At 38.5% G+C, this 23,072-nt stretch carries 26 protein-coding genes and 1 tRNA gene; 5 read left to right on the top strand and 22 right to left on the bottom strand.

The window, feature by feature from the left end; all coding sequences use genetic code 11:
• Positions 1 to 202: 202 nt before the first annotated feature.
• Positions 203 to 433, top strand: a complete 231-nt coding sequence (locus H7U04_RS08700; protein WP_002884752.1) for a DNA-dependent RNA polymerase subunit epsilon — start codon at positions 203 to 205, stop codon at positions 431 to 433.
• 4 nt (positions 434 to 437) lie between these two features.
• Positions 438 to 2,120 carry a ribonuclease J1 gene (rnjA, locus tag H7U04_RS08695; RefSeq protein WP_002884294.1) on the top strand — a complete coding sequence of 561 codons (1,683 nt, stop codon included), beginning with the start codon at positions 438 to 440 and terminating at the stop codon, positions 2,118 to 2,120.
• Positions 2,121 to 2,220: 100 nt separating this feature from the next.
• On the opposite strand, the gene H7U04_RS08690 is transcribed toward rnjA, so the two are convergent.
• The 5 genes from H7U04_RS08690 to H7U04_RS08670 all read right to left on the bottom strand — a co-directional run bounded on the left by H7U04_RS08690 (position 2,221) and on the right by H7U04_RS08670 (position 6,835).
• Positions 2,221 to 2,853: a CHAP domain-containing protein gene (locus H7U04_RS08690; RefSeq protein WP_008535629.1), complete on the bottom strand. Its 633-nt coding sequence runs from the start codon at positions 2,851 to 2,853 to the stop codon at positions 2,221 to 2,223.
• Positions 2,854 to 3,039: 186 nt separating this feature from the next.
• Positions 3,040 to 4,383: a type I glutamate--ammonia ligase gene (glnA, locus tag H7U04_RS08685; RefSeq protein WP_002884322.1), complete on the bottom strand. Its 1,344-nt coding sequence runs from the start codon at positions 4,381 to 4,383 to the stop codon at positions 3,040 to 3,042.
• A gap of 48 nt (positions 4,384 to 4,431) precedes the next feature.
• Positions 4,432 to 4,806 carry a MerR family transcriptional regulator gene (locus H7U04_RS08680; protein WP_008535631.1) on the bottom strand — a complete coding sequence of 125 codons (375 nt, stop codon included), beginning with the start codon at positions 4,804 to 4,806 and terminating at the stop codon, positions 4,432 to 4,434.
• A gap of 173 nt (positions 4,807 to 4,979) precedes the next feature.
• Entirely contained in the window at positions 4,980 to 5,483 is a 504-nt protein-coding gene (locus H7U04_RS08675) for an FUSC family protein (protein WP_037602725.1), read from the bottom strand.
• A 152-nt stretch (positions 5,484 to 5,635) separates the two neighbouring features.
• Entirely contained in the window at positions 5,636 to 6,835 is a 1,200-nt protein-coding gene (locus tag H7U04_RS08670) for a phosphoglycerate kinase (protein WP_002884739.1), read from the bottom strand.
• Between the two features lie 141 nt (positions 6,836 to 6,976).
• On the opposite strand from H7U04_RS08670, the gene H7U04_RS08665 reads away from it, so the two are divergent.
• Positions 6,977 to 7,681 carry a hypothetical protein gene (locus H7U04_RS08665; protein WP_022495961.1) on the top strand — a complete coding sequence of 235 codons (705 nt, stop codon included), beginning with the start codon at positions 6,977 to 6,979 and terminating at the stop codon, positions 7,679 to 7,681.
• Between the two features lie 111 nt (positions 7,682 to 7,792).
• Here H7U04_RS08665 and gap read toward each other — a convergent pair whose 3' ends face one another.
• From gap to rsgA, 10 genes are all read right to left on the bottom strand, one after another.
• Positions 7,793 to 8,803: a type I glyceraldehyde-3-phosphate dehydrogenase gene (gene gap / locus H7U04_RS08660; RefSeq protein WP_002884461.1), complete on the bottom strand. Its 1,011-nt coding sequence runs from the start codon at positions 8,801 to 8,803 to the stop codon at positions 7,793 to 7,795.
• A 187-nt stretch (positions 8,804 to 8,990) separates the two neighbouring features.
• A complete protein-coding gene (fusA, locus tag H7U04_RS08655) occupies positions 8,991 to 11,072 on the bottom strand; it encodes an elongation factor G (protein WP_002884537.1) in 2,082 nt (693 codons plus the stop codon).
• Positions 11,073 to 11,284: 212 nt separating this feature from the next.
• On the bottom strand, positions 11,285 to 11,755 hold the full coding sequence (gene rpsG, locus H7U04_RS08650; protein WP_002884746.1) for a 30S ribosomal protein S7: 471 nt from the start codon (positions 11,753 to 11,755) through the stop codon (positions 11,285 to 11,287).
• A gap of 18 nt (positions 11,756 to 11,773) precedes the next feature.
• Positions 11,774 to 12,187, bottom strand: coding sequence for a 30S ribosomal protein S12 (rpsL, locus tag H7U04_RS08645; RefSeq protein WP_002884809.1), 414 nt, complete (start codon positions 12,185 to 12,187; stop codon positions 11,774 to 11,776).
• Positions 12,188 to 12,415: 228 nt separating this feature from the next.
• Positions 12,416 to 13,231 (bottom strand): pur operon repressor, encoded by an 816-nt coding sequence (gene purR, locus H7U04_RS08640; protein ID WP_002891918.1) that lies wholly within the window; start codon positions 13,229 to 13,231, stop codon positions 12,416 to 12,418.
• 93 nt (positions 13,232 to 13,324) lie between these two features.
• Positions 13,325 to 14,266 (bottom strand): 3'-5' exoribonuclease YhaM family protein, encoded by a 942-nt coding sequence (locus H7U04_RS08635; RefSeq protein ID WP_002884679.1) that lies wholly within the window; start codon positions 14,264 to 14,266, stop codon positions 13,325 to 13,327.
• On the bottom strand, positions 14,256 to 15,530 hold the full coding sequence (rmuC, locus tag H7U04_RS08630) for a DNA recombination protein RmuC (RefSeq protein WP_037598490.1): 1,275 nt from the start codon (positions 15,528 to 15,530) through the stop codon (positions 14,256 to 14,258). Before rmuC ends, H7U04_RS08635 begins: the two co-directional genes overlap by 11 nt.
• Before the next feature lies 1 nt (position 15,531).
• Positions 15,532 to 16,164, bottom strand: a complete 633-nt coding sequence (locus H7U04_RS08625) for a thiamine diphosphokinase (RefSeq protein ID WP_037598492.1) — start codon at positions 16,162 to 16,164, stop codon at positions 15,532 to 15,534.
• Entirely contained in the window at positions 16,157 to 16,816 is a 660-nt protein-coding gene (rpe, locus tag H7U04_RS08620; RefSeq protein ID WP_002884311.1) for a ribulose-phosphate 3-epimerase, read from the bottom strand. The genes H7U04_RS08625 and rpe overlap by 8 nt, the downstream gene beginning before the upstream one ends.
• 7 nt (positions 16,817 to 16,823) lie before the next feature.
• Positions 16,824 to 17,696: a ribosome small subunit-dependent GTPase A gene (rsgA, locus tag H7U04_RS08615; protein WP_073689895.1), complete on the bottom strand. Its 873-nt coding sequence runs from the start codon at positions 17,694 to 17,696 to the stop codon at positions 16,824 to 16,826.
• 134 nt (positions 17,697 to 17,830) lie between these two features.
• On the opposite strand from rsgA, the gene H7U04_RS08610 reads away from it, so the two are divergent.
• A tRNA-Leu gene (locus H7U04_RS08610) sits at positions 17,831 to 17,913 on the top strand.
• Between the two features lie 39 nt (positions 17,914 to 17,952).
• Here H7U04_RS08610 and rsmA read toward each other — a convergent pair.
• From rsmA to trxA, 5 genes are all read right to left on the bottom strand, one after another.
• Positions 17,953 to 18,825 (bottom strand): 16S rRNA (adenine(1518)-N(6)/adenine(1519)-N(6))-dimethyltransferase RsmA, encoded by an 873-nt coding sequence (gene rsmA / locus H7U04_RS08605; RefSeq protein WP_061652507.1) that lies wholly within the window; start codon positions 18,823 to 18,825, stop codon positions 17,953 to 17,955.
• A gap of 126 nt (positions 18,826 to 18,951) precedes the next feature.
• Positions 18,952 to 19,512 (bottom strand): ribonuclease M5, encoded by a 561-nt coding sequence (rnmV, locus tag H7U04_RS08600; RefSeq protein WP_037599066.1) that lies wholly within the window; start codon positions 19,510 to 19,512, stop codon positions 18,952 to 18,954.
• Entirely contained in the window at positions 19,505 to 20,281 is a 777-nt protein-coding gene (locus H7U04_RS08595; RefSeq protein ID WP_037599169.1) for a TatD family hydrolase, read from the bottom strand. Before H7U04_RS08595 ends, rnmV begins: the two co-directional genes overlap by 8 nt.
• Positions 20,282 to 20,334: 53 nt before the next feature.
• Entirely contained in the window at positions 20,335 to 20,766 is a 432-nt protein-coding gene (locus tag H7U04_RS08590) for a CoA-binding protein (RefSeq protein ID WP_002891932.1), read from the bottom strand.
• Positions 20,767 to 20,831: 65 nt separating this feature from the next.
• Positions 20,832 to 21,146, bottom strand: coding sequence for a thioredoxin (trxA, locus tag H7U04_RS08585; protein WP_002884315.1), 315 nt, complete (start codon positions 21,144 to 21,146; stop codon positions 20,832 to 20,834).
• 194 nt (positions 21,147 to 21,340) lie between these two features.
• Here trxA and H7U04_RS08580 point away from each other — a divergent pair, with 194 nt between their 5' ends.
• Positions 21,341 to 22,123, top strand: a complete 783-nt coding sequence (locus tag H7U04_RS08580; RefSeq protein ID WP_073689894.1) for a protein-ADP-ribose hydrolase — start codon at positions 21,341 to 21,343, stop codon at positions 22,121 to 22,123.
• A 34-nt stretch (positions 22,124 to 22,157) separates the two neighbouring features.
• Here H7U04_RS08580 and H7U04_RS08575 read toward each other — a convergent pair whose 3' ends face one another.
• Entirely contained in the window at positions 22,158 to 22,568 is a 411-nt protein-coding gene (locus tag H7U04_RS08575; RefSeq protein ID WP_073689893.1) for an acyl-CoA thioesterase, read from the bottom strand.
• Positions 22,569 to 22,585: 17 nt separating this feature from the next.
• The gene (traF, locus tag H7U04_RS08570) at positions 22,586 to 22,921 is read right to left on the bottom strand and encodes a conjugal transfer protein TraF (RefSeq protein WP_060971720.1); all 336 of its coding nucleotides are present in this window, start codon (positions 22,919 to 22,921) and stop codon (positions 22,586 to 22,588) included.
• Positions 22,922 to 23,072: the final 151 nt, after the last annotated feature.

Below are 23,072 nucleotides of genomic sequence, written 5' to 3'. Positions count from 1 at the left end.
AAACGAACATTTTCCAACTTTTTCCGCCATTTTCTTTATCTAGCCCTTATCTTATGGTACAATAATAGTAATTGTTAAACGAATCAAGGCTACTAGCTATTACTCATAAAGTGAATATCATAACGTCAAGTAAATCAAAGAAAGATTAACTTGACCGGTTTTTTTATAGAATGGCAGAGCCTTTTGGAAAGAAAGGAAAACCATGATTTATAAAGTCTTTTACCAAGAAACTAAAGAGCGTAATCCACGCCGTGAACAGACAAAATCACTCTACCTAGATATCGATGCAGAAACTGAACTTGAGGGACGTATCCAAGCTCGTCAAATCATCGAAAAAAACACTGCCTATAACATCGAATTCATCGAGCTCCTCTCAGAAAAAGCCCTTGAATACGAAAAAGAAACAGGCGTTTTTGAAGTAACGGAGTTCTAAGACCATGGCATCAAAAATCAATCTAAAACCTGAAGAAGTTGGGGTTTATGCGATTGGTGGTTTGGGGGAAATCGGTAAAAACACCTATGGTATTGAATACCAAGATGAGATTATAATCGTCGATGCGGGTATTAAATTCCCCGAGGATGATCTTCTCGGAATCGATTATGTTATCCCGGACTATTCTTACATCGTTGAAAATGTTGATCGTGTAAAGGCACTTGTCATTACCCACGGTCACGAAGACCATATTGGTGGGATCCCCTTCCTTCTTAAACAGGCAAATATCCCAATTTATGCAGGGCCACTTGCTCTTGCTCTTATCAAAGGAAAATTGGAAGAACACGGACTACTTCGTGACGCACAACTCTATGAAATTAATGCTAATACAGAGCTTACTTTCAAAAATATGAGCGTGACCTTCTTCCGCACTACTCACTCAATTCCAGAACCTCTCGGTATTGTCATCCATACACCTCAAGGTAAAATTGTGTGTACCGGTGACTTTAAGTTTGACTTCACCCCAGTAGGTGAGCCAGCAGACCTTCACCGTATGGCTGCACTTGGTGAAGAAGGCGTTCTTTGCCTCCTCTCAGACTCAACCAATGCTGAAGTACCAACTTTCACAAATTCCGAGAAAGTCGTCGGCCAATCTATCATGAAAATCATTGAAGGCATCCACGGACGTATTATCTTCGCCTCATTTGCCTCAAACATTTTCCGTCTGCAACAAGCTGCCGAAGCCGCTGTAAAAACTGGCCGTAAGATTGTTGTCTTCGGACGTTCTATGGAAAAAGCCATTGTCAATGGGGTTGAACTAGGCTACATCAAAGTTCCAAAAGGAACTATCATTGACCCTAGTGAGATGAAAAACTACCATGCCAGTGAGATTCTTATCATGTGTACCGGTTCTCAAGGAGAGCCTATGGCAGCCCTTGCACGTATCGCTAACGGGATGCACCGCCAAGTGACACTGCAACCTGGTGACACTGTTATCTTCTCATCTAGCCCTATCCCAGGAAACACAACCAGCGTAAACCGCTTGATTAATACTATTCAAGAAGCTGGTGTCGATGTTATCCACGGTAAAATCAACAATATCCATACCTCTGGACACGGTGGTCAACAAGAGCAAAAACTCATGCTTCGTTTGATCAAACCAAAATTCTTCATGCCTGTTCACGGTGAATACCGCATGCAGAAGGTCCATGCAGGTCTTGCTGTTGATTGTGGTGTTCCAAAAGATAATATCTTCATTATGGAAAATGGCGATGTCTTAGCCCTAACAAAAGACTCTGCGCGTCGTGCAGGTCACTTCAATGCTCAAGATATCTATGTTGATGGTAATGGTATTGGGGATATCGGAGCTGCCGTTCTTCGTGACCGTCGTGATCTTTCTGAAGATGGTGTCGTACTTGCCGTAGCAACTGTCGACTTCAAGTCTAAGATGATTCTAGCCGGTCCAGACATCCTCAGTCGTGGCTTCATCTATATGCGTGAATCTGGCGATCTTATCCGCGAAAGCCAACGCATTCTATTCAATGCTATTCGTATCGCTCTTAAGAATAAAGATGCTAGCATCCAATCTGTTAACGGAGCTATCGTCAATGCTTTACGCCCATTCCTATATGAAAAAACAGAACGTGAACCAATCATTATTCCAATGATTCTCACACCTGATAAATAAAAAAATGGTAGCCATCTAGCTACCATTTTTTAAGTTTAAATCCAGTCTGAGCACAACTCTTCCAGCAAGTAAAAAAGCGCTATAAGCGCTTCTTTTCGTTTTATGCACCTGGATAAATGTAAGATACTGAACCTGGTGTAGTTGAGTTTTGTGGATCAAACCAACCACGATAGTTATTGATTTGTTGCTGGTTGTTATAGTTTGACTCCAAGATTTGAATTTGACCATCTTGACCAACTTGTGTTACATAACCAACGTGACCATAACCACCATCAGTCCAACATACAATTGATCCTGTCACAGGTGTTGAACCTACAGCATAACCTTGGCTAGCAGCGCTTCCGGCCCAATCGCCACCATTACCCCACCAGTTACTTGCCCATGGAGCGACTTCCTTAACACCCCATGTACATTGACCAACTGGATAACGATTCCAAGTAGCATCTGAATCAGTAGCTGTTACCTCTGAAGAAGAAACTTCTGTTGTTTCTTCAACTGCCGTAGTAGCTCCTGAAACTTCCAAGCTTCCACCAGGAACAATTGTTGACCAAATAGTCATGCCATTTTCAGCTGCTAATTGATAAGGATCTACACCATACTGACTAGCAATCCCGAAGAATGAATCTCCATTTTGAACTGTATAAGTATCAGCATTAACTGTTTGTGCGACTGTAAGACCGAGCAATAATGCACTTGAGGCTGCTGCCAAAGCAGCTTTTTTTGTAGTTTTCATATTTCCCCCTGAATAAGATTAATATGAAATTAGTTTAACACTCTCATATTTTAATGTGATTAAGGAGGAATAAAGAAATATGACAAAAGAAAACAGCTCAGTTAAAACTACGTAATTTGTCCAAGAACTTAATAAATTTAAAAGAAAAAGAAAACCAGGCATAACCTGATTTTCAAATTTAATTTCTTAATAAATATCCAAGTAGTTATCAATTTCCCATTGTGAAACAAAGGTAGCATAGCTTGCCCATTCCATACGTTTCGCATCAAGGAAGTTTGTATAGATATGATTACCCAAAGCTTGACGAACCACTTCATCTGTTTCCAATGCTTTAAGAGCGTTACGAAGTGTTGATGGCAAATCAATAATACCTGCTTCTTTACGTTCTTCAGGAGACATTGAGTAAATGTTTGTTTCAACTGGATCTGGAGCATCAATCTTGTTAATAATACCATCAAGACCAGCTTCCAAAAGAACAGCAAGGGCCAAGTATGGGTTTGCCATTGGGTCTACTGAACGCAATTCCAAACGTGTACCCATACCACGAGACGCAGGAACGCGGATCAATGGTGAACGGTTGCTACCTGCCCATGCAATATATACAGGAGCTTCATATCCAGGAACCAAACGTTTGTAAGAGTTAACTGTTGGGTTAATAATTGCAGTATAGTTATATGCATGTTTCATCAAACCACCAAGGAAGTAGTAAGCGTCTTGAGACAATTGCATACCACGTGGATCCTCTGGATCAAAGAATGCATTTCCTTCTTCAGTGAAGAGAGACATGTTACAGTGCATACCGCTACCAGCAATACCATATTTAGGTTTCGCCATAAATGTCGCATAAAGACCATGTTTACGAGCGATTGTCTTAACAACCAATTTGAAAATTTGGATATTATCACAAGCCTTCAAAACATCTGTATACTTGAAGTCGATTTCATGTTGACCAACCGCCACTTCATGGTGAGATGCCTCAACATCAAATCCCATTTCTGTCAACACATTAACGATTTCACGACGTGTGTTGTCTGCAAGGTCAGTAGGAGCAAGGTCAAAATAACCACCTTTATCGTTAACTTCAAGCGTAGGATTACCTTGCTCATCTAATTTGAAAAGGAAAAATTCTGGTTCTGGTCCAAGGTTAAATGATTTATAACCAACTTCTTCCATATGACGCAAAGCTTTTTTCAAGTTACCACGAGGGTCACCAGCAAATGGTTCACCCGCAGAAGTATAGATATCACAAATAAGACCAGCTACTGCACCATTTTCATCGCCCCAAGGGAAAACTGTCCACGTATCAAGATCTGGGTAAAGATACATATCAGATTCGTTGATACGAACAAATCCCTCGATTGATGAACCATCAAACATAGCTTTATTTGAAAGTACCTTATCCAACTGTTCATCTGTCGCAGGAATTTCAACGTTCTTCATAACACCAAGGATATCAGAGAACATTAAACGCAAGAAAGTAACATTCTTCTCTTTGACTTCGCGACGAATATCAGCTGCTGTGATTGCCATAATAGGGGTCTCCTTTATAAAAACCAAAAATAAAAGTTCAAAGCGTAATTAGATACGCAAGTTACCAAATTGTTGTGACGGGGTCGTAAAACGGCCTTGCTGAAGGAGTTCATCATGCAAGATACGTCGAACGTCCGCATCTGTTAAAGCCACTTGTTTTTGTTGGGCACGAACTTCACGCTCTTCGTACTCATGTTTAATCGCTGCAATATTGTAACCATCATCCAAAAAATCTTTGATTTCCAATAAACGATCCATATCATTTAATGAGTACATCCGACGATTTCCAGCTGTACGTTCAGGTTGAATTAAACCTTGATCTTCATAGTAACGAATTTGACGAGCGGTTAAATCCGTCAACTTCATAACTGTTCCAATCGGAAAAACAGCTAGAGAACGCCTTAATTCTTTCTCTCTTGCCATGATCATCCTCCTTTCCTAACAATTATATTCTGAATATTTCTACATGTCAACAGTTTATGTCACTTTTTCTTACACAATGAGCAATTACCGAACATTACATTGTATATTCGCTCTAATTTAAGGATTTTATCGAAAAATCATAAAAAATAGAGTCCAATAGAACCCTATCATTCTTATTTTAAATGTTTAAGTAGCCAATCATAATCATAATTGACAAGGATTGCTATAAAGACTCCACAGAATGTTTCAAAGACTCTAGCAATAACATAAGTAAAAGTATTATCAGGCGGAATAGACAAGGTAATAATCAAAAGTGCAGCCACCCCTCCAATAACACCAGAAGCATTATTAAAAGACACATTAATGACAATCGTTAACATTGTCAAAATTGGAACCAATAGCAAGGTCACCCAAACTGAATGATGAAACCACATATTCACAAAGTAAAATAATAGCGACAAAAGACCTCCAACCGTATTCGCAAAAATACGTGATTTACCAAACTGAATACTTCTATCAAAGTTTTCTCGAAGACTAAAGACTGCTGTCAAACAACCAATCTGAAGCCCTTCCCAACCTAAAGCAGAAAAAAGACCTAAAACAAGAAAGACAGCAAGTCCCGTCTTAAGTGTACGCATACCAAATTTAAATTTTTTCGGTTCAAATTTCAATCCCATTTTACCATTTTAACATGATTATGAACCATTTGGCTACTTATACAGTATATTACTGCAAAGTTCAAACAAATAATAGTTTTAGCCTCTATCAAACACCCAATAAGATGACACAAAAAAGAGTTGGTTTCCCAACTCTTTTCATTCTAATAGACTTATTTATCAGTAAGTGCAGCCAATCCTGGAAGTTCTTTACCTTCAAGAAGTTCCATAGAAGCACCACCACCAGTAGAGATCCATGAGAACTTGTCTGCACGACCAAGGTTGATAGCTGCGGCAGCTGAATCACCACCACCGATGATTGATTTAACGCCTGGTTGTTTCACGATAGCATCCATCACACCGATTGTACCAGCTTGGAAGTCAGGGTTTTCAAATACACCCATAGGTCCGTTCCATACAACTGTTTTCGCACCAGTCAAGGCTTTATCGAATTCAGCAATTGATTTAGGACCGATATCCAAACCAAGGAAACCTGGGTCTACTGCTTCACCTTCAGTGTCTTTCACTTCAGTGTAGTCAGCAAATGCATTAGCTTCTTTTGAGTCAACTGGCAAGATCAATTTACCGTTTGATTTTTCAAGAAGAGCTTTAGCAACATCAAGTTTATCTTCTTCTACAAGTGAGTTACCGATTTCGATACCTTGTGCTTTGTAGAACGTGTAAGTCATACCACCACCGATAAGAACTTTATCAGCTTTTGCAAGAAGGTTTTCGATAACACCAATCTTATCAGATACTTTAGAACCACCAAGGATAGCTACGAATGGACGTTCTGGAGTTTCAACTGCTTCTTTAATGTAAGCAATTTCGTTTTCAAGAAGGAAACCAGCAACAGCTTTGTCAACATTTGCTGAGATACCAACGTTAGATGCGTGTGCACGGTGAGCTGTACCGAATGCATCGTTTACGAAGATACCATCTCCAAGTGATGCCCAGTATTTACCAAGTTCAGGATCGTTTTTAGATTCTTTCTTGCCATCAACATCTTCAAAACGAGTGTTTTCAACCAAGAGAACTTGTCCATCTTCAAGAGCGTTAACAGCTGCTTCCAATTCTGCACCACGTGTAACACCTGGGATAAATTTAACGTCTTGACCCAATTTCGCAGCCAAGTCAGCGGCTACAGGAGCAAGTGATTTTCCTTCCTTATCAGCTTCTTCTTTTACACGTCCAAGGTGAGAGAAGAGGATTGCACGTCCGCCTTGTTCAAGAATGTACTTGATAGTTGGAAGAGCAGCAGTGATACGGTTATCGTTAGTGATCACGCCATCTTTTACAGGTACGTTGAAGTCAACACGAACGAGAACTTTTTTCCCTTTCAAGTCAACGTCTTTAACAGTCAATTTAGCCATTTGATCAGACTCCTTAATTTTTTAATACGTTTTCATTATATCACAAAATGCATAAAAGAGATAGCAAAATCAGAAGGATTTCTGGCTTATTGCCAGTATAAAACATTTAGCATATAATCGAAATAGAAAGGTCGAATATCCATGAAAAAACCGCTAAACAAGAAGCAGAAACAAGCTGACCATGATCTAAATGTAATCCTTATTCTTACCCTTGTTCCTCTGCTCCTCTTTCTTACTCTTAAACCAACTCTTTTTTCATACACTAACCAAACCTCAGTACCGCTATGGCTGCGATTAATCTTATTAGCTAGTTGTCAATTTGCCATCGCAGGCTTAGGAACCAGCACTGTTATGCTTTATCGCAAAGAATCTTTCAGACACTTTGGATTAATCACCAAAAATCTAGTTACCACCCTTTTTCAATCTCTTCTTGTAGCCCTACCACTTATCATATTTAAAGGAATTACTCATCAGATTCATTCCTATCTACCTCTTCAATCAATACAATTAACAAAAGAAGTAATGAGCCAATCATTTCCTAGTAATATCCTGGCATACCTATTCATCTGTCTTATTTGGGGATTCTGGGAAGGATTTAACTATGTAGTCATCGCTGAAAAGATACGCATACGTTTTCCATCTCCTTACATTTGGTTAGATAGTGGGGCAATAACTTGTGCGATTTTTTGCCTCCTTATCCATGGAATCATTGGTTTTGATGTCTATACCCTATTTGAATCACTTACCGTTTTTATACTTATTTATGGTATGCTAGCTATACAAAAACATAATAAAAACGCCTGGGGTTGTGTCATGCTCTTTCTACTCATTTGGAATGCCTTCTAGCTTATTCATAAATCACAATCCTACTGAGATTATAACAGCCTATTTATACGGATGTTTTATTATTTTGGAAAATAAAAAAAGAGCCGAAGCTCTTCTTTTTATACAATTGAATTATTTAGCGATTTTCGCGAAGTATTCAAGAGTACGTACAAGTTGTGAAGTGTATGACATTTCGTTGTCGTACCAAGAAACAACTTTAACCAATTGTTTACCATCAACAGTTTGTACTTTAGTTTGAGTTGCATCAAACAATGAACCGTAAGAAATACCTACGATATCTGAAGATACGATTGGATCTTCAGTGTAACCGAATGATTCGTTTGAAGCTGCTTTCATAGCTGCGTTCACTTCATCAACAGTAACGTCTTTTTCAAGAACTGCTACCAATTCAGTAACTGATCCAGTTGGAACTGGAACACGTTGTGCAGCACCGTCAAGTTTACCGTTCAATTCTGGGATAACCAAACCGATAGCTTTAGCAGCACCAGTTGAGTTAGGAACGATGTTTGCAGCACCAGCACGTGCACGACGAAGGTCACCACCACGGTGTGGTCCGTCAAGGATCATTTGGTCACCAGTGTAAGCGTGGATAGTAGTCATCAAACCTTGTTTAACACCGAAGTTATCTTGCAATGCTTTAGCCATTGGAGCCAAGCAGTTTGTAGTACATGAAGCACCTGAGATAACTGTTTCAGTACCATCAAGGATATCGTGGTTAGTGTTAAATACGATTGTTTTAACATCGTTTCCACCAGGAGCAGTGATAACAACTTTCTTAGCTCCACCTTCGTGCAAGTGTTTTTCAGCAGCATCTTTCTTAGCAAAGAAACCAGTTGCTTCAAGAACGATTTCTACACCGTCGTTAGCCCAGTCAATTTGTTCTGGGTCACGTTCAGCAGAAACTTTAACGAATTTACCGTTAACTTCAAATCCACCATCTTTAACTTCAACAGTACCGTCGAAACGACCTTGAGTTGTGTCGTATTTCAACAAGTGTGCAAGCATAACTGGATCTGTAAGGTCGTTGATGCGTGTAACTTCAACACCTTCTACGTTTTGGATACGACGGAAAGCAAGACGACCGATACGACCGAAACCGTTAATACCAACTTTAACTACCATTAGTGATTTCCTCCTTATGAAAATCAAATAAATATAATTTTGAGAGCAAGCTCTCCCTATTGTGAAAAGATTAACTTGAGCGCTTTCAATTCAACCTTTCAACAGTCATATTATATAATTTTTTTCAAAAAATTGCAAATAGAAAAGGCACTTACTTTCATAAGTACCTTAACTTTATAAGTTCTAATTAAGCTTCACCAGAATTTTTCTTGATGATTTCTTCTTGAACTGATTTAGGAACATCTTCATAGTGGTCAAATACCATCATGAATGTACCACGACCTTGAGTTGCAGAACGAAGTGTTGTTGCATAACCGAACATTTCAGCAAGTGGAACATACGCACGAACGATTTGGCTGTTACCGTGTGCTTCCATACCATCAACACGTCCACGACGAGCTGTAACGTGACCCATAACATCACCAAGGTTTTCTTCAGGAACAGTGATTGTTACAAGCATCATTGGTTCAAGGATAGTTGGTTGTGCAGTCTTAGCAGCTTCTTTAAGTGCAAGAGACGCAGCAATCTTGAAGGCAGTTTCAGATGAATCGACATCGTGGTATGAACCATCGTAAAGCTTAGCTTTGATGTCAACCATTGGGTATCCAGCAAGGACACCGTTAGCCATAGATTCTTCCAATCCTTTTTCTACTGCAGGGATGAATTCACGTGGAACCACACCACCGACGATAGCATTTTCGAATTCGAAACCTTTACCTTCTTCATTTGGAGTAAATTCAATCCAAACATCACCAAACTGACCTTTACCACCAGATTGACGTTTGAAGAATCCACGTGCTTGTGTTCCAGCACGGAATGTTTCACGGTAAGATACTTGTGGAGCACCAACGTTTGCTTCAACTTTGTGTTCACGTTTCAAACGGTCAACAAGGACATCAAGGTGAAGTTCACCCATACCAGAGATAACTGTTTCACCAGTTTCAGGGTTAGTTTCAACACGGAATGTTGGATCTTCTTCAGCAAGTTTTTGAAGACCGATACCCATCTTATCTTGGTCAGCTTTAGTCTTAGGCTCAACCATCAATTGGATAACTGGTTCTGGAACTTCGATTGACTCAAGAATAACTTTAGCTTTTTCATCAGTCAATGAGTCACCAGTTGTAGTATCTTTCAAACCGATAGCAGCAGCGATATCACCAGCGTATACTTGTTCAATTTCTTGACGGCTGTTAGCGTGCATTTGAAGGATACGTCCGATACGTTCACGTTTACCTTTAGATGTGTTCATTACATATGAACCTGATTGAAGGATACCTGAGTAAACACGGATAAATGTCAAACGACCTACAAATGGGTCAGTCATGATCTTGAAGGCAAGAGCTGCAAATGGCTCATCATCAGATGCTGGACGAGTTTCTTCTTCGTCTGTATCTGGGTTGATACCTTTGATTGCAGGGATATCAAGTGGACTTGGAAGGTAATCGATAACCGCATCAAGCATCAATTGAACACCTTTGTTCTTGAAGGCAGAACCACAAAGAACTGGGAAGAATTCAACGTTGATTGTTGCACGACGGATAGCTGCTTTCAATTCCTCGTTAGTGATTTCTTCACCTTCAAGGTATTTCATCATCAAATCTTCGTCAGTTTCAGCAACTGCTTCGATCAATTTTTCACGGTATTCGTTTGCTTGATCAACGTAATCAGCTGGAATATCTTCTTCAAGAATATCTGTACCAAGGTCATTAGTATAGATTTCAGCTTTCATTTTAATCAAGTCAATGATACCACGGAAATCATCTTCAGCACCGATTGGCAATTGGATTGGGTGTGCGTTTGCTTGAAGACGATCGTGAAGTGTGCTTACTGAGTAAAGGAAGTCTGCACCGATTTTATCCATTTTGTTGGCAAATACGATACGTGGAACACCATACTCAGTTGCTTGACGCCAAACTGTTTCAGTTTGAGGTTCTACACCTGATTGTGAGTCAAGAACGGTTACGGCACCATCCAATACACGGAGTGAACGTTGTACTTCGATTGTGAAGTCCACGTGTCCTGGTGTATCGATGATGTTAACGCGGTGACCATCCCATTGTGCTGTTGTAGCGGCAGATGTGATTGTGATACCACGCTCTTGTTCTTGCTCCATCCAGTCCATTTGTGATGCACCTTCGTGAGTTTCACCGATTTTGTGGATTTTACCAGTGTAGTAAAGGATACGCTCTGTTGTAGTTGTTTTACCGGCATCGACGTGGGCCATGATACCGATATTACGAGTTTTTGCAAGTGAAAATTCGCGTGCCATTAGGTTTATTCTCCTATAAATATTTTAGTTTACTTATTTATTATAACATTATTGTCAAAAAACGGATAGGCAGGACCTACCCGTTTTTTCACTAATATTTAACTGGTTTTCAAATGATATGAATAATATTATTTAAATTCAGAGTCAGCCTATTACAAATCCATAATCTTAGCTTATGAATATATGACTGTAATTCAGCTTGAAACTTATGATTACCAGCGGAAGTGTGCAAAGGCACGGTTTGCTTCAGCCATTTTGTGAGTATCTTCACGTTTCTTAACTGATGCACCAGTGTTGTTTGCAGCATCCATGATTTCTTTTGCAAGACGATCTTTCATAGTGTGTTCACCACGCGCACGTGATGCGTTAACCAACCAACGAAGACCAAGAGTTGTACGACGTTCTGGACGAACTTCAACTGGGACTTGGTAGTTTGAACCACCGACACGACGTGCACGTACTTCAAGTACAGGCATGATGTTGTCCATAGCTGTTTCAAATACTTCAAGAGCATCGTTTCCAGTTGCTTCTTTGATTTGCTCGAAAGCATCGTATACGATTGTTGCAGCAGTACCACGTTTACCGTCAAGCATTACACGGTTGATAAGACGTGTAACGATTTTTGAATTGTACAATGGATCTGCCAATACTTCGCGTTTAGGCGCTCTATTTTTACGACTCATTTTATCTTATCTCCCTTCTTATCCTTTAGGACGTTTAGCACCGTATTTAGAACGGCTTTGTTTACGATCAGCTACACCTGCAGTATCAAGTGCACCACGGACGATGTGGTAACGTACCCCTGGAAGGTCTTTTACACGTCCACCACGGATAAGAACAACGCTGTGTTCTTGGAGGTTGTGTCCGATACCTGGGATGTAAGCAGTAACTTCGATAAGGTTGCTCAAACGTACACGAGCGAATTTACGAAGGGCTGAGTTAGGTTTCTTAGGTGTCATTGTTCCAACACGTGTTGCAACACCACGTTTTTGTGGTGAAGATACGTTAGTTTGAACTTTTTTGTGGCTGTTGTAACCAACGTTCAAAGCTGGTGATTTAGATTTAACAACTTTTGATTGACGTGGTTTACGAACCAATTGGTTAATTGTAGGCATCTACATTCTCCTGTGTTTTTTTATTTTTGGTTGATATGGCACTTGGTGACAGCCCATATCTTTGTGTACTTTTGCAACTTATGTCAGCACGTCTCTGTACACTTTTGAGAGACCAAAAGTAAAAAGTACTGTCTAATATAGTATCATTTTTTGATGATTATTGTCAAGACTTTCTTGTTAAAAAGAAAAATTCCTAATCGTTAAATTAGGAATACTATCGTAGATTAATTATTTATCAAAAATATTACCGACTTCAACTTCTACCTTCTGTGCTTTTACATCGATGTCAGAAACAGTAAGTAATGATTTATATTCATGGATATCACGATCGCCTTTAGCATTTTCTGCGAATACAGCTACACCTACTAACTCACTATCAAATTCTGAAAGCAAGCTAATCATACCCGTAATGGTACCGCCGCCTTTAAGAAAATCATCAACAATAAGGACGCGGCTATTTGGTTTCAAACTACGTTTTGAAAGGAACATCTTTTCAATACGATCACTTGAACCACTAACGTAGTTTACCGATACGGTTGAACCTTCTGTAATTTTCAAGTCACGACGAACGATAACAAATGGAATGTTCAAGACATCTGCTACTGCATTTGCTAAAGGAACTCCTTTGGTTGCAACTGTCATAACGGCATCAATTTTTTGTCCTTTAAAGGCACTGGCAATGATACGACCAACATTTTTTAAAATAGACGGTGTACTCAATAAATCAGATAGGTAGAGATAACCACCTGGTAAGATACGATCACTCTCGGAAAGACGTTTACAAAGATCTTCAACCAGACTTCTTGCATCTTCATCAGAAATAGTCGGTGTAAACATAACGCCACCAGATGCACCAGTTACTGTTTCGATTTCTCCTATTTGACTTTCCTCAAAAGCTTTTTTAATGATAGCAACATCTTCTGAGATTGAAGACTTTGCAGCTTCATAACGTTCTGCAAAGGTGTTGAGGCTTGTCAATTGATAAGGATTATTAATCAGGTAGTTTGAAATCACTACCATGCGCTCACTTCGTTTTAATTTCATATGTTACCTATATTTTCTGTACTTTTTAACTATTATACCATAATACAGCAAAAAACGAACATTTTCATATGAAATGCTCGCTTAATTTCGATTTTAATCAAATTTTGGCTTGTAGAAAGAACGATTATCCATAGCAAAGAGACGATTTGTCATTTCTCCTGGACCTACTAGGTTAAGGGCTGTCGTCATCATCATCATACTGGCATCAAGATTATCAATCATATGAATAATTTCTGCTTCCATAATACGAGGTCGCACTGGGCTACCATACTCTAGTTGTCCGTGGTGGCTGAGAATGACATGACGCAAAACAACGACATCCTCACGCGTATCATCAATATTGAGCTCCATGAGCACCTTAGTGATTTCTTCATCAATCAAAGCAATATGACCAATCAAGTTTCCACGAACCGTATACTCAGTATTTTCAGGACCAGTAAGTTCAATAACCTTAGCTAAATCATGAAGCATAATCCCTGCAAAAAGTAGACTCTTATTGAGCTCTGGGTAAATATCTCCAATGCTGTCCGCTAGGCGAACCATAGTAGCCGTATGATAGGCTAGTCCACTTTCAAAAGCATGGTGATTTGTTTTAGCAGCTGGAAAAGTGAAAAACTCTTTATTATACTTTCGATAAAGAGCACGAACAACACGCTGCCAAGTTGCTTCCTCAATCTTAAAAATCATTTGCTCTAGGTATTCGCGTACTTCAGAAGGATTTACTGGTGGTTTCTCTTTGAAATCAGCTGGATCATTTGGCTCACCAAATGTAGGCAAGCGTAAGGTTATTTGGTTTACCTGAGGAGTATTATTATAAACTTCTCGACGCCCCTCCATATGCACTACTTTACCTGCGGTAAATTCTTCGACATTATAAGGCTGAGCATCCCACAGGTTTCCTGAAATCTCTCCAGTATCATCCTGAAAAGTAAAGGCAATATAATCCTTTCCTGCTCTTGTCTTACGTACCTCTGCACGCTTAATCAGATAAAAACCTTCAAAATACTCGTCTTTTTTCATTTGATTAATCTTCATGCTTGTCCTCGTTTTCTAATCGTGGTAAATCTAACAAACTTTGTGTCGCACTGTCTTGATAGGTTTCAATTGTATCAAGAGCTCTAACAATTGCCCTACTCCTTGTGTTGAGAAGACTATCGACTGTTTTACTTGCTGTATTCAATTGTCTCTGAGCTTTAGCTAACATATCTCCAAACTTGCTAAATTCTAGTTTGACATTGCCTAAAACCTTACTAATATCATCTGCATTCTTTTGAATATTCAAAGTTCTAAATCCTACGGACAATGAATTCAAGAGTGCTGATAAAGTTGACGGCCCTGCGATAACAATATTTTCCTCACGACGAAGGGCGTCAAAGAAGGCTGGTTGGCGTACTACCTCAGCATAAAGTCCTTCCGTCGGCAAAAATAATATACCAAAATTTGTGGTTTCAGGTGGGTTAAGATACTTCTTGTTAATATCCTTGGCAAATCGCTTAATACTAGTCAAAAGAGACTTACGGTGATTCTCAATTTCCTCTTTATTACCAGACTCATAAGCATCTTCCAGACGATAGTAATCTTCCAAAGGAAACTTAGAATCAATGGGAAGGTAGATATATTCGTCTTTATGGTTTCCTGGCATTTTGATTGCATATTCAACTCGTTCACTTGAACCTGATACCGTAGGAAATTCTCGCTCGTACTGATTAACAGTCAATATGTCTTCAATAATTTGCCCTAATTGAAGCTCTCCCAAAATACCTCGTGTTTTTGTATTTGAAAGGACCTTGTTAAGACTTCCAACATCCTTGGCTACATTTTTCATTTCCCCCAAGCCCTGGTTAACCGACTCTAATTGTCTTGAAACCGTCTCAAAAGAGGCTTGTAAACGTGTTTGTAAGGTTTGCTCAAGTTTCTCTTCAACTGTCTGACGCATTTGTTCCAGACGTTTCTCATTGGAATCTTGCATATCTTTAACCGCTTTGGTTAAGCTTTGGTTTATTTGCTCAAGGCGTTGGTCGGAGCGGTCTCGATTATCAGACAAATTTTGATGTAAAACCTCTCGGATATCTGTCAACTGTTGGTATAGTTCCATCTGCAATTGGTTCAATTGCTTTGTCGTTTCCAGTTGGTTTGTCTTAGCAAAACTTTCCAATTGAAACGAAATTTGATCTGAAAGATTATCTGCATTTTCTTCCAAACCCTTATTAATCTGTTCTTTTAACTCCATATTTCTCAAGAAAAGAACAATAAGAATCCCAAAACTTAATAAAGTTAAAAGTGTAAGTAGATAGATCATACTAACTCCTATCTTTAGTCTGGATGACAATCACATATCCATTTGGCACAATCACTTGAATTGGACCATCAACAAATTCATTACTAGAGTAAATTTTCTTTTGAAAATAATTCATACTAGTTAATTCGTATTTTGCTCCCAAAATCGTCAGTTCTCCATCACCTTCATGTAAAAAAGAAACATATGTCATTCCAGGTTCTGGTAACAAGTTATGACTTCCTTCTGGATAATAAGTAATCTTATTTTGCTTATCCTGCAAACAGATATGCCTCATAAAAGGAGCTAATTCAGGATCACTGACCAAAAATAGATTTGATAACATATGATCAATTCTGCCACCAAAAGCACCGAAAATAGTTACTTCCGCCTCAGGATATAATTGAAATACAATTTTTAGGGCTAACTCTGTATCCGTGTCATCCTTTTCAGCTGGAGCAATCCTACACTCTTTAGCAGCTGATTGAATCATCTCTAACTCTGACCGAGATACTGAATCAAAGTCTCCGACAGCCAGATTAAGCGGCAAACCTAACTCCAACAAACGTAAGCAAGCACGATCCACCCCAACAAAATAATCAAAATCGGTAGTGAACCACTCTAGCTCACCACCGACAAATAAAGCTATTTTAGGCATCAATAGCATCACGAAGCGTTTGAACTTGGGCTGTCAAATCAGGATTTTTGAAGAGGTAAGAGCCTGCTACAAAAACATTAGCCCCCGCCTTGGCACATGCTGCAATAGTATTGTTATCTACACCACCATCAACTTCAATATCGAATGAATAGCCACCTTTTTCGCGAAGCTCCACAACACGCTCTACTTTAGACATCATTTCTGGAATGAACGCCTGACCACCAAAACCTGGATTTACAGTCATAATAAGTACTTGATCCACTAAATCAAGTACAGGAATAAGTGCCTCGACTGGGGTTCCAGGATTAATCACAACACCTGCTTTCATACCAGCAGCTTTGATTTTCTGGAGGGCACCATGGATATGTTTAGTGGCTTCAACATGAATAGTCATGATATCTGCACCTGCTTGTGCATAGGCATCCACATAACGTTCAGGATCAACAACCATAAGGTGGCAATCAAAAACCAACTTGCTATGTTTACGCATGCTAGCGACCACATCTGCTCCCCAACTGATATTAGGGACAAATTGACCATCCATAATATCAATGTGAACATATTCCGCACCTGATGCATCAATACGAGCTAGTTCTGAAGCAAAATTAGCATAGTCAGCAGCTAGGATAGACGGAGCAATTTTATAAGACATGAGAGACCTACTTTCTTTTTACAGTTTTTTTATATGTTTCACGACGGTTTTCAATTTCACTTAAAAATTGAAGGTAATTATCATAACGGACTTGCCAAATTTGGCCATCTTCAACCTCATCCTTAACAGCACAAGAAGGCTCATGGGTATGGGTACAAGAACGGAATTTACAGCCATGACTAGCTTGACGGATTTCCGGAAAAGCTTCACTCAAGTCCTCGGCATTATCCACTTCATAATCTAGCGAAGAGAATCCTGGTGTATCAGCAATCTTCCCTCCATGAACATCATAAAGACTTACAGCCCTTGTAGTATGACGTCCACGACCTAAACTGTCTGAAATCTCACCTGTTTCCAACTTCAACTCTGGGGCAATACGGTTCAACAAGGTTGATTTTCCAACACCTGTCTGTCCCATAAAGACTGTTATTTTATTAGTCAAGAGCGGCAATAGTTCTTCCAAACTGAAGACAAAATCAAAACCAATTTTTTGATACTGTTTTTGAATAGCCTTCATTTCTGAATCATCTTCAACCAAATCCATCTTAGAAATATAAATTACAGGTTTTATATTTTTATGCTCTAGTAAAACCAAAAAACGGTCCAGAAGATTACTATTGAAATCCGGTTCCTTAGCAGACATAATGACCACAGCCTGATCTATATTGACAATGGGTGGGCGCACTAAGCTATTGATTCGTTGACCAATTTTAAGGATATAGCCTTCTGAATTTTCCTCTGCTGAAAATTCGACAAAATCCCCAACGTAAGGTGTTTGTCCTTTTTTTCTAAAATTTCCTCGCGCACGCGTCTGGTATACAACACCATCATGCTCTACATAATAGAAACCTGCCAGTGCTTTGATAATTCTTCCTTGCAAGTGAACTCCTCAATCGTTTAATAGCCCTATTATACCACAAAACAACACGCTTTTCTGATCCAAAACAAACCACATTTCCATTTCCTTAAGCTCCTTGCATTTTTAGTAATTTGCAGTATAATAATCCTATCACTGCGGAGGTGGTGGAATGGCAGACACGCATGCTTCAGGCGCATGTGCTTTTTCAAGCGTGAGGGTTCAAATCCCTTTCTCCGCATAGCTAAAAATCCCACTGAAATTCAGTGGGATTTTTGAATTATAGACCTGCTTCACTCAAAGCATCTGATAAGTGTGCAAAATCAGAAATAGATAGAGCCTCTCCACGAATAGAAGGTTTTATATCAGCAATTTCCAAAGCCTGCTCAAGTTTGGTTTTCACTTCTTCAGATTTACCAAAATGATTTGTTAAATTATTCCACAATGTCTTACGACGATGGACAAAGCTAGCCTTAGCCACTCGGAAAAGGAAATCCTCATCTTTAACTTCAACCAACGGTTGTTCACGGCGCGTCATCTTCAAAATTGCTGAGTCAACATTCGGGGCTGGTACAAAGACTGTACGAGGGACAACAAATGCCACTTTAGCAGTCATATAATACTGCACAGCAATTGATAGAGAACCATAAGCCTTGCTATTAGGCTCTGCAGAAATGCGGTCAGCAACCTCTTTTTGCATCATAACAACAAATTCTGCAAAAGCAATCTTACTCTCAATCAAATGCATCAAGATTGGCGTCGTAATATAATATGGCAAATTGGCGACTACCTTAATTGGTAGTTCTGGATTTTTAAACTCTTTGACACGTGTCTGTAAATCCGCCTTGAGAACATCTTCATTAATTACGTTAACATTTTCATGATCACGTAATGTATCCTCTAAAATCGGAACCAACCGATCATCAATTTCAAAAGCCATAACTTCCGCAGCATTTTCAGCTAAGAATTCTGTTAATGCTCCGATACCAGGTCCAATTTCGATTACATTGACATTTTTATCGATCTCTGCCGTATCAACAATTTTTTGTAAAATATTTGTATCTGTTAAGAAGTTCTGTCCAAAAGACTTCTTAAAGGTAAAGCCATGGCGTTCAAGGACAGCCTTGGTCACGCTATAATCTGCAATTCTCATTTATTCTCTTTTCTTATTATTTTCACGATTTTTATACTTGGACACAAAACAGGTCCAAACCCTTAATTATCCCAACCTCAATAATAAGCTACTTAGTAGCGATTTGATGTTAAAATCACTGGTAATCTAGTAATTTGACATAGCCTCTTCTAGCTCCTCTAATGTGATTCCAAACAATTCCAAACGCTTTAAAAGCTGCTTCCCATTGCAATAACCAATACGGAGCACCTCGCCCAAATATTCTCGACGCTTTCGACTATCTGCTCCCATTAGTAGCCCTAACTTCATAAGATTTGATTTACTAATATCAAACTGATTATCATCATCGTAACTACCTAAAACTCCAGATAAGGCCTTTTGAAGATCCTCAAAACTCGCATGCTCAACACCCAATGAACGACCTTTAGTCTTAGATTTTGGTGTTGCTTCCCCACGGTTTAAAAAAGCATGCTTTGCTGTCGGAACAGCTTCCATAATGATTTTACGGATACGTTCACCATTATAGTCTGGATCAGTAAAAACAATCACTCCGCGTAAGTCATTAAGCTTATCGATACGCTCTAAGTCATCCTCATTAATAGCGGATCCTCTAGTCTCATAGGTATCCACCTCATAAAAACGTCTCAAATTTGCCGTATCATCCTTACCTTCTACGACGATGACTTCTTGAATCTTTATTCTATTCATCCAGACCAAAAATCCTCATCGCATTGTCATAAGTAGCCCTAGCCACTTCTTCACTCGTTAAACCACGAAGCTCAGCAATCTTGTCTACTACGTAACGTGTATAGCCTGTACGATTCTCACGACCACGTTTGGGAACAGGTGCCAAATACGGTGCATCCGTTTCAACCAGAATCTTATCTAAAGGTAACTTCTGAGCAGCTTCTTGGACATCCAAAGCCTTCTTAAAAGTTACAACACCTGAAAATGAAATCATCATTCCAAGATCAACAAATTTTTGAGCCATTTCTAGGGATCCTGAGTATGAGTGCATAATCCCCCCACGAGGACCAACACCAACTTCTTTAATAACAGCGTAAGTATCCTCAAGTGCATCACGTGTATGGACAACAAAAGGTAAATTGTGTTCCTTTGACAAAGCTATTTGACGCTTAAAGACATCAATCTGAGTTTCTTTAGGATCTTCCATCCAATAATAATCCAAACCGATTTCCCCAAGTGCCACTACTTTCGGATTATCTAATTGTGATACAATCATATCCTCAATTTCCTGAGAATAGGACCCCGCTTCCGTAGGATGCCATCCAATCGTACTATATAATTGATCATATCTCTCTGATAGTGCTAAAGATTTATTTATTGTTGGTTTATCAAAACCAACAATATTCATTTTAACAACACCTAGTTCAGCTGCAAAATCTATTTCTTCTTGTTCTTTTCCTGCAAAATTATCCACATTAAGATGGGTATGCGTATCAAAAATTTCAATCATAGCTCTATTATAACAAAAACGAGCGAGCATAGCTCACTCACCTTTTCATTTTATTAAACAAAGAGTCGCATATATTCTCTCTTTGTACAACGATTCATTACAATATCCTGTCTATTCGCTTGACGAAGAATAGTCTCAGCCTCCTCATTCTCAAGACCAATTTGACTCCAAAAAACTGTTGCATCCGTTTCAAGAAAATCATAGGCAACATCTGGTAAAAGCTCACTTCGTCTAAATACATCAACAATATCAATCGAAAATGGGATATCTTTAAGATGAGCATAAACATGCTCTCCTAGAAGCTCCTGACCTTCTAGTTTGGGATTTACTGGTATAATACGATAACCAGCAGCTTGTAGAAAATGAGCAACCTGATAAGATGCTGCCTCCTTGCGATGAGATAAACCAACAATTGCAATCGTCTTTGCAGATTTTAAATAAGATTCTATAACCTCATCACTAGGATTTTGAAATGAATAAGACATATGATTCTCCTCGTCGTTTGAATAAACTAAAAATAAAAATCCCCAAACGGGACTGTGACGATTAGTTAGCTAAGCTCGGCAACGATAGCTTTAATTTGTTCTTTTGTATGTACACCTGCTACTTGCTTAACAACCTCACCATCTTTTTTGAAGAGTAAAGTTGGAATAGACATAATTCCAAACTTCTGAGCTGTTTCTGGGTTCTCATCAACATCAATTTTAACAATCTTAAGTTCATCTTCTGAAATTTCTTCAGAAAGTTGCTCAAGAATTGGTGCTTGCATCAAGCAAGGCCCACACCAAGTTGCCCAAAAATCAATCAAAACGAGGCCTTCAGCTGTTTCTTGTTCAAATGTAGCATCTGTTACTACTTGTGTCATTTAATCATCCTCCTAGACATTATAAAACTTTTGTAGACCTATTCTATATGATTCTAAAGGCTATTGCAAGAATTTGACACATACATAAAAAATTCTTATCAAATATTAGTCATTACCTATCATAGACATCACTTGCCCACAGGCAGTCTTGGGAGTATAATAATAAAAAACTATAAAAATAGAAATGAGTAAATATGGATAAAGATGCAATGATTACCTATCTCATAGGTGAACTCAAAAAAGAAAATCTAGAATTACATGATTTGATTATCCCAGAAGAACTCGAGGAAAAACAAAAACTTCTCAGAGCACTCTTTAATACACGTAAACCAATGGCAGCATCAACACAATTCTTAACAATCCAAGACCTTTACCTACAAGTTAGAAAAGGGGAAAGAGGATTTGTACAACTCAGTTCGCTCCAGCCCATTCCACAAGATGATCGAATCTACCTCTGGAAAGGTGATATTACAAGACTCGAAGTAGATGCAATCGTAAATGCAGCTAATAAAACCTTACTTGGATGTATGAAACCACTTCATGATTGTGTAGATAACGCTATTCATACATACGCAGGTGTTCAGTTACGCCAAGCTTGTTTCGAGCTCATCTTAGAACAAGGATATGAAGAACCCGTTGGCATGGCTAAAATCACCCCAGCTTACAATCTTCCTTCTGCCTTTGTCATTCATACAGTAGGTCCAAAAATAGTAGACCAACCGACACAAATTGATGAAGATCTTTTAGCAAAAAGTTATCTTTCAGTATTAGCACTAGCTGAGAAAAATAACATTGAATCAATTGCTATACCATGTCTATCAACTGGAGATTTCAATTTTCCAAAACAAGAAGCTGCCAAAATCGCCATTCAAACAGTCAAAACCTTTATTGACGAATCAAGTATAATAAAAAAAGTAATATTTAACGTATTTGATGATGAAAATTTAGCTATTTATCAAAAACTCCTTGCCGAATAAAAGAAGAAAATCGATTTGATTTTCTTCTTTTTTATTACATAACTGAATGCTCTTTTAAAAGATTAAAAAATGACGAGTAATCTCTTTTAAGATTGACAAAACCACCGTCCTTAGACAAGAAACTATGTTCAGAAACAGCTGTACAAACAAGGATTCCGTTTTGATTTACCATATTGTATACAAAAGTAAGTTTAGCAGATTTAACTCTTTTAACATTAATCTCGATAGAAATTACATCTGCAAAAGTAGAAGTAGCTTTATAGTCACAGGAAATTGAAGTAACAGGAGAGATAATTCCCTCCTCTTCAATTTTTTCATAAGGCCAACCTATCTCTCTTAGAAAAAAAGTTCTCGCCTCTTCCATCCATCGAACATAATTAGAATGATGAGTAATACCCATTCGATCTGTTTCATAATACTGGACCTCGTGTTTACAAATAAACATAAGAACCTCCAAAAAGACTAAGAAATAAAATCTAAAATATCATCCTCAGAAAGAGAAGAGTCACATACAACCTTAGCAGCACCATTTTCTGAAACAAAGAGAGCAGGAACTGTAGCAATACCATATCTTTTACGTAAAGCTTGAATATCTTCTAATTCTTCACTATTTTCGCTATTAATATAGAAAATAGTAAGATTTGAATTACGTGCCACATTTGATAATTTAGGTTCAAAAAGTTGACAATATGGACAAGAAGGACGTCCAATAAATAAAATAAATTTTTCAGCTGTATCAATATTCTCCTTAGCCGAAGAAACAGAAATAGGTGTAAAAGCAGATGCAAAATTTGACATAGAATACCTCTCAATTTAAAATATAGTATTATCATATCTGAAATTTAAACTTTTAACAAGTAAATAACTTAACAAAAAAAAGCTAGACCTGCGTCTAGTAATAAGAATTATACTCCGCCAGTAGGACTCGAACCTACGACATCATGATTAA

The organism is Streptococcus sp. 22.1, assembly GCF_016648645.1.
Lineage (GTDB): Bacteria > Bacillota > Bacilli > Lactobacillales > Streptococcaceae > Streptococcus.
This window is presented reverse-complemented; position numbering and strand designations above follow the sequence as displayed.

Coding starts and splice junctions, on each gene's coding strand:
- H7U04_RS08700 (WP_002884752.1), top strand. CDS start 203: ATGATTTATAAAGTCTTTTACCAAGAAACTAAAGAGCGTAATCCACGC.
- rnjA (WP_002884294.1), top strand. CDS start 438: ATGGCATCAAAAATCAATCTAAAACCTGAAGAAGTTGGGGTTTATGCG.
- H7U04_RS08690 (WP_008535629.1), bottom strand. CDS start 2,853: ATGAAAACTACAAAAAAAGCTGCTTTGGCAGCAGCCTCAAGTGCATTA.
- glnA (WP_002884322.1), bottom strand. CDS start 4,383: ATGGCAATCACAGCAGCTGATATTCGTCGCGAAGTCAAAGAGAAGAAT.
- H7U04_RS08680 (WP_008535631.1), bottom strand. CDS start 4,806: ATGGCAAGAGAGAAAGAATTAAGGCGTTCTCTAGCTGTTTTTCCGATT.
- H7U04_RS08675 (WP_037602725.1), bottom strand. CDS start 5,483: ATGGGATTGAAATTTGAACCGAAAAAATTTAAATTTGGTATGCGTACA.
- H7U04_RS08670 (WP_002884739.1), bottom strand. CDS start 6,835: ATGGCTAAATTGACTGTTAAAGACGTTGACTTGAAAGGGAAAAAAGTT.
- H7U04_RS08665 (WP_022495961.1), top strand. CDS start 6,977: ATGAAAAAACCGCTAAACAAGAAGCAGAAACAAGCTGACCATGATCTA.
- gap (WP_002884461.1), bottom strand. CDS start 8,803: ATGGTAGTTAAAGTTGGTATTAACGGTTTCGGTCGTATCGGTCGTCTT.
- fusA (WP_002884537.1), bottom strand. CDS start 11,072: ATGGCACGCGAATTTTCACTTGCAAAAACTCGTAATATCGGTATCATG.
- rpsG (WP_002884746.1), bottom strand. CDS start 11,755: ATGAGTCGTAAAAATAGAGCGCCTAAACGCGAAGTATTGGCAGATCCA.
- rpsL (WP_002884809.1), bottom strand. CDS start 12,187: ATGCCTACAATTAACCAATTGGTTCGTAAACCACGTCAATCAAAAGTT.
- purR (WP_002891918.1), bottom strand. CDS start 13,231: ATGAAATTAAAACGAAGTGAGCGCATGGTAGTGATTTCAAACTACCTG.
- H7U04_RS08635 (WP_002884679.1), bottom strand. CDS start 14,266: ATGAAGATTAATCAAATGAAAAAAGACGAGTATTTTGAAGGTTTTTAT.
- rmuC (WP_037598490.1), bottom strand. CDS start 15,530: ATGATCTATCTACTTACACTTTTAACTTTATTAAGTTTTGGGATTCTT.
- H7U04_RS08625 (WP_037598492.1), bottom strand. CDS start 16,164: ATGCCTAAAATAGCTTTATTTGTCGGTGGTGAGCTAGAGTGGTTCACT.
- rpe (WP_002884311.1), bottom strand. CDS start 16,816: ATGTCTTATAAAATTGCTCCGTCTATCCTAGCTGCTGACTATGCTAAT.
- rsmA (WP_061652507.1), bottom strand. CDS start 18,825: ATGAGAATTGCAGATTATAGCGTGACCAAGGCTGTCCTTGAACGCCAT.
- rnmV (WP_037599066.1), bottom strand. CDS start 19,512: ATGAATAGAATAAAGATTCAAGAAGTCATCGTCGTAGAAGGTAAGGAT.
- H7U04_RS08595 (WP_037599169.1), bottom strand. CDS start 20,281: ATGATTGAAATTTTTGATACGCATACCCATCTTAATGTGGATAATTTT.
- H7U04_RS08590 (WP_002891932.1), bottom strand. CDS start 20,766: ATGTCTTATTCATTTCAAAATCCTAGTGATGAGGTTATAGAATCTTAT.
- trxA (WP_002884315.1), bottom strand. CDS start 21,146: ATGACACAAGTAGTAACAGATGCTACATTTGAACAAGAAACAGCTGAA.
- H7U04_RS08580 (WP_073689894.1), top strand. CDS start 21,341: ATGGATAAAGATGCAATGATTACCTATCTCATAGGTGAACTCAAAAAA.
- H7U04_RS08575 (WP_073689893.1), bottom strand. CDS start 22,568: ATGTTTATTTGTAAACACGAGGTCCAGTATTATGAAACAGATCGAATG.
- traF (WP_060971720.1), bottom strand. CDS start 22,921: ATGTCAAATTTTGCATCTGCTTTTACACCTATTTCTGTTTCTTCGGCT.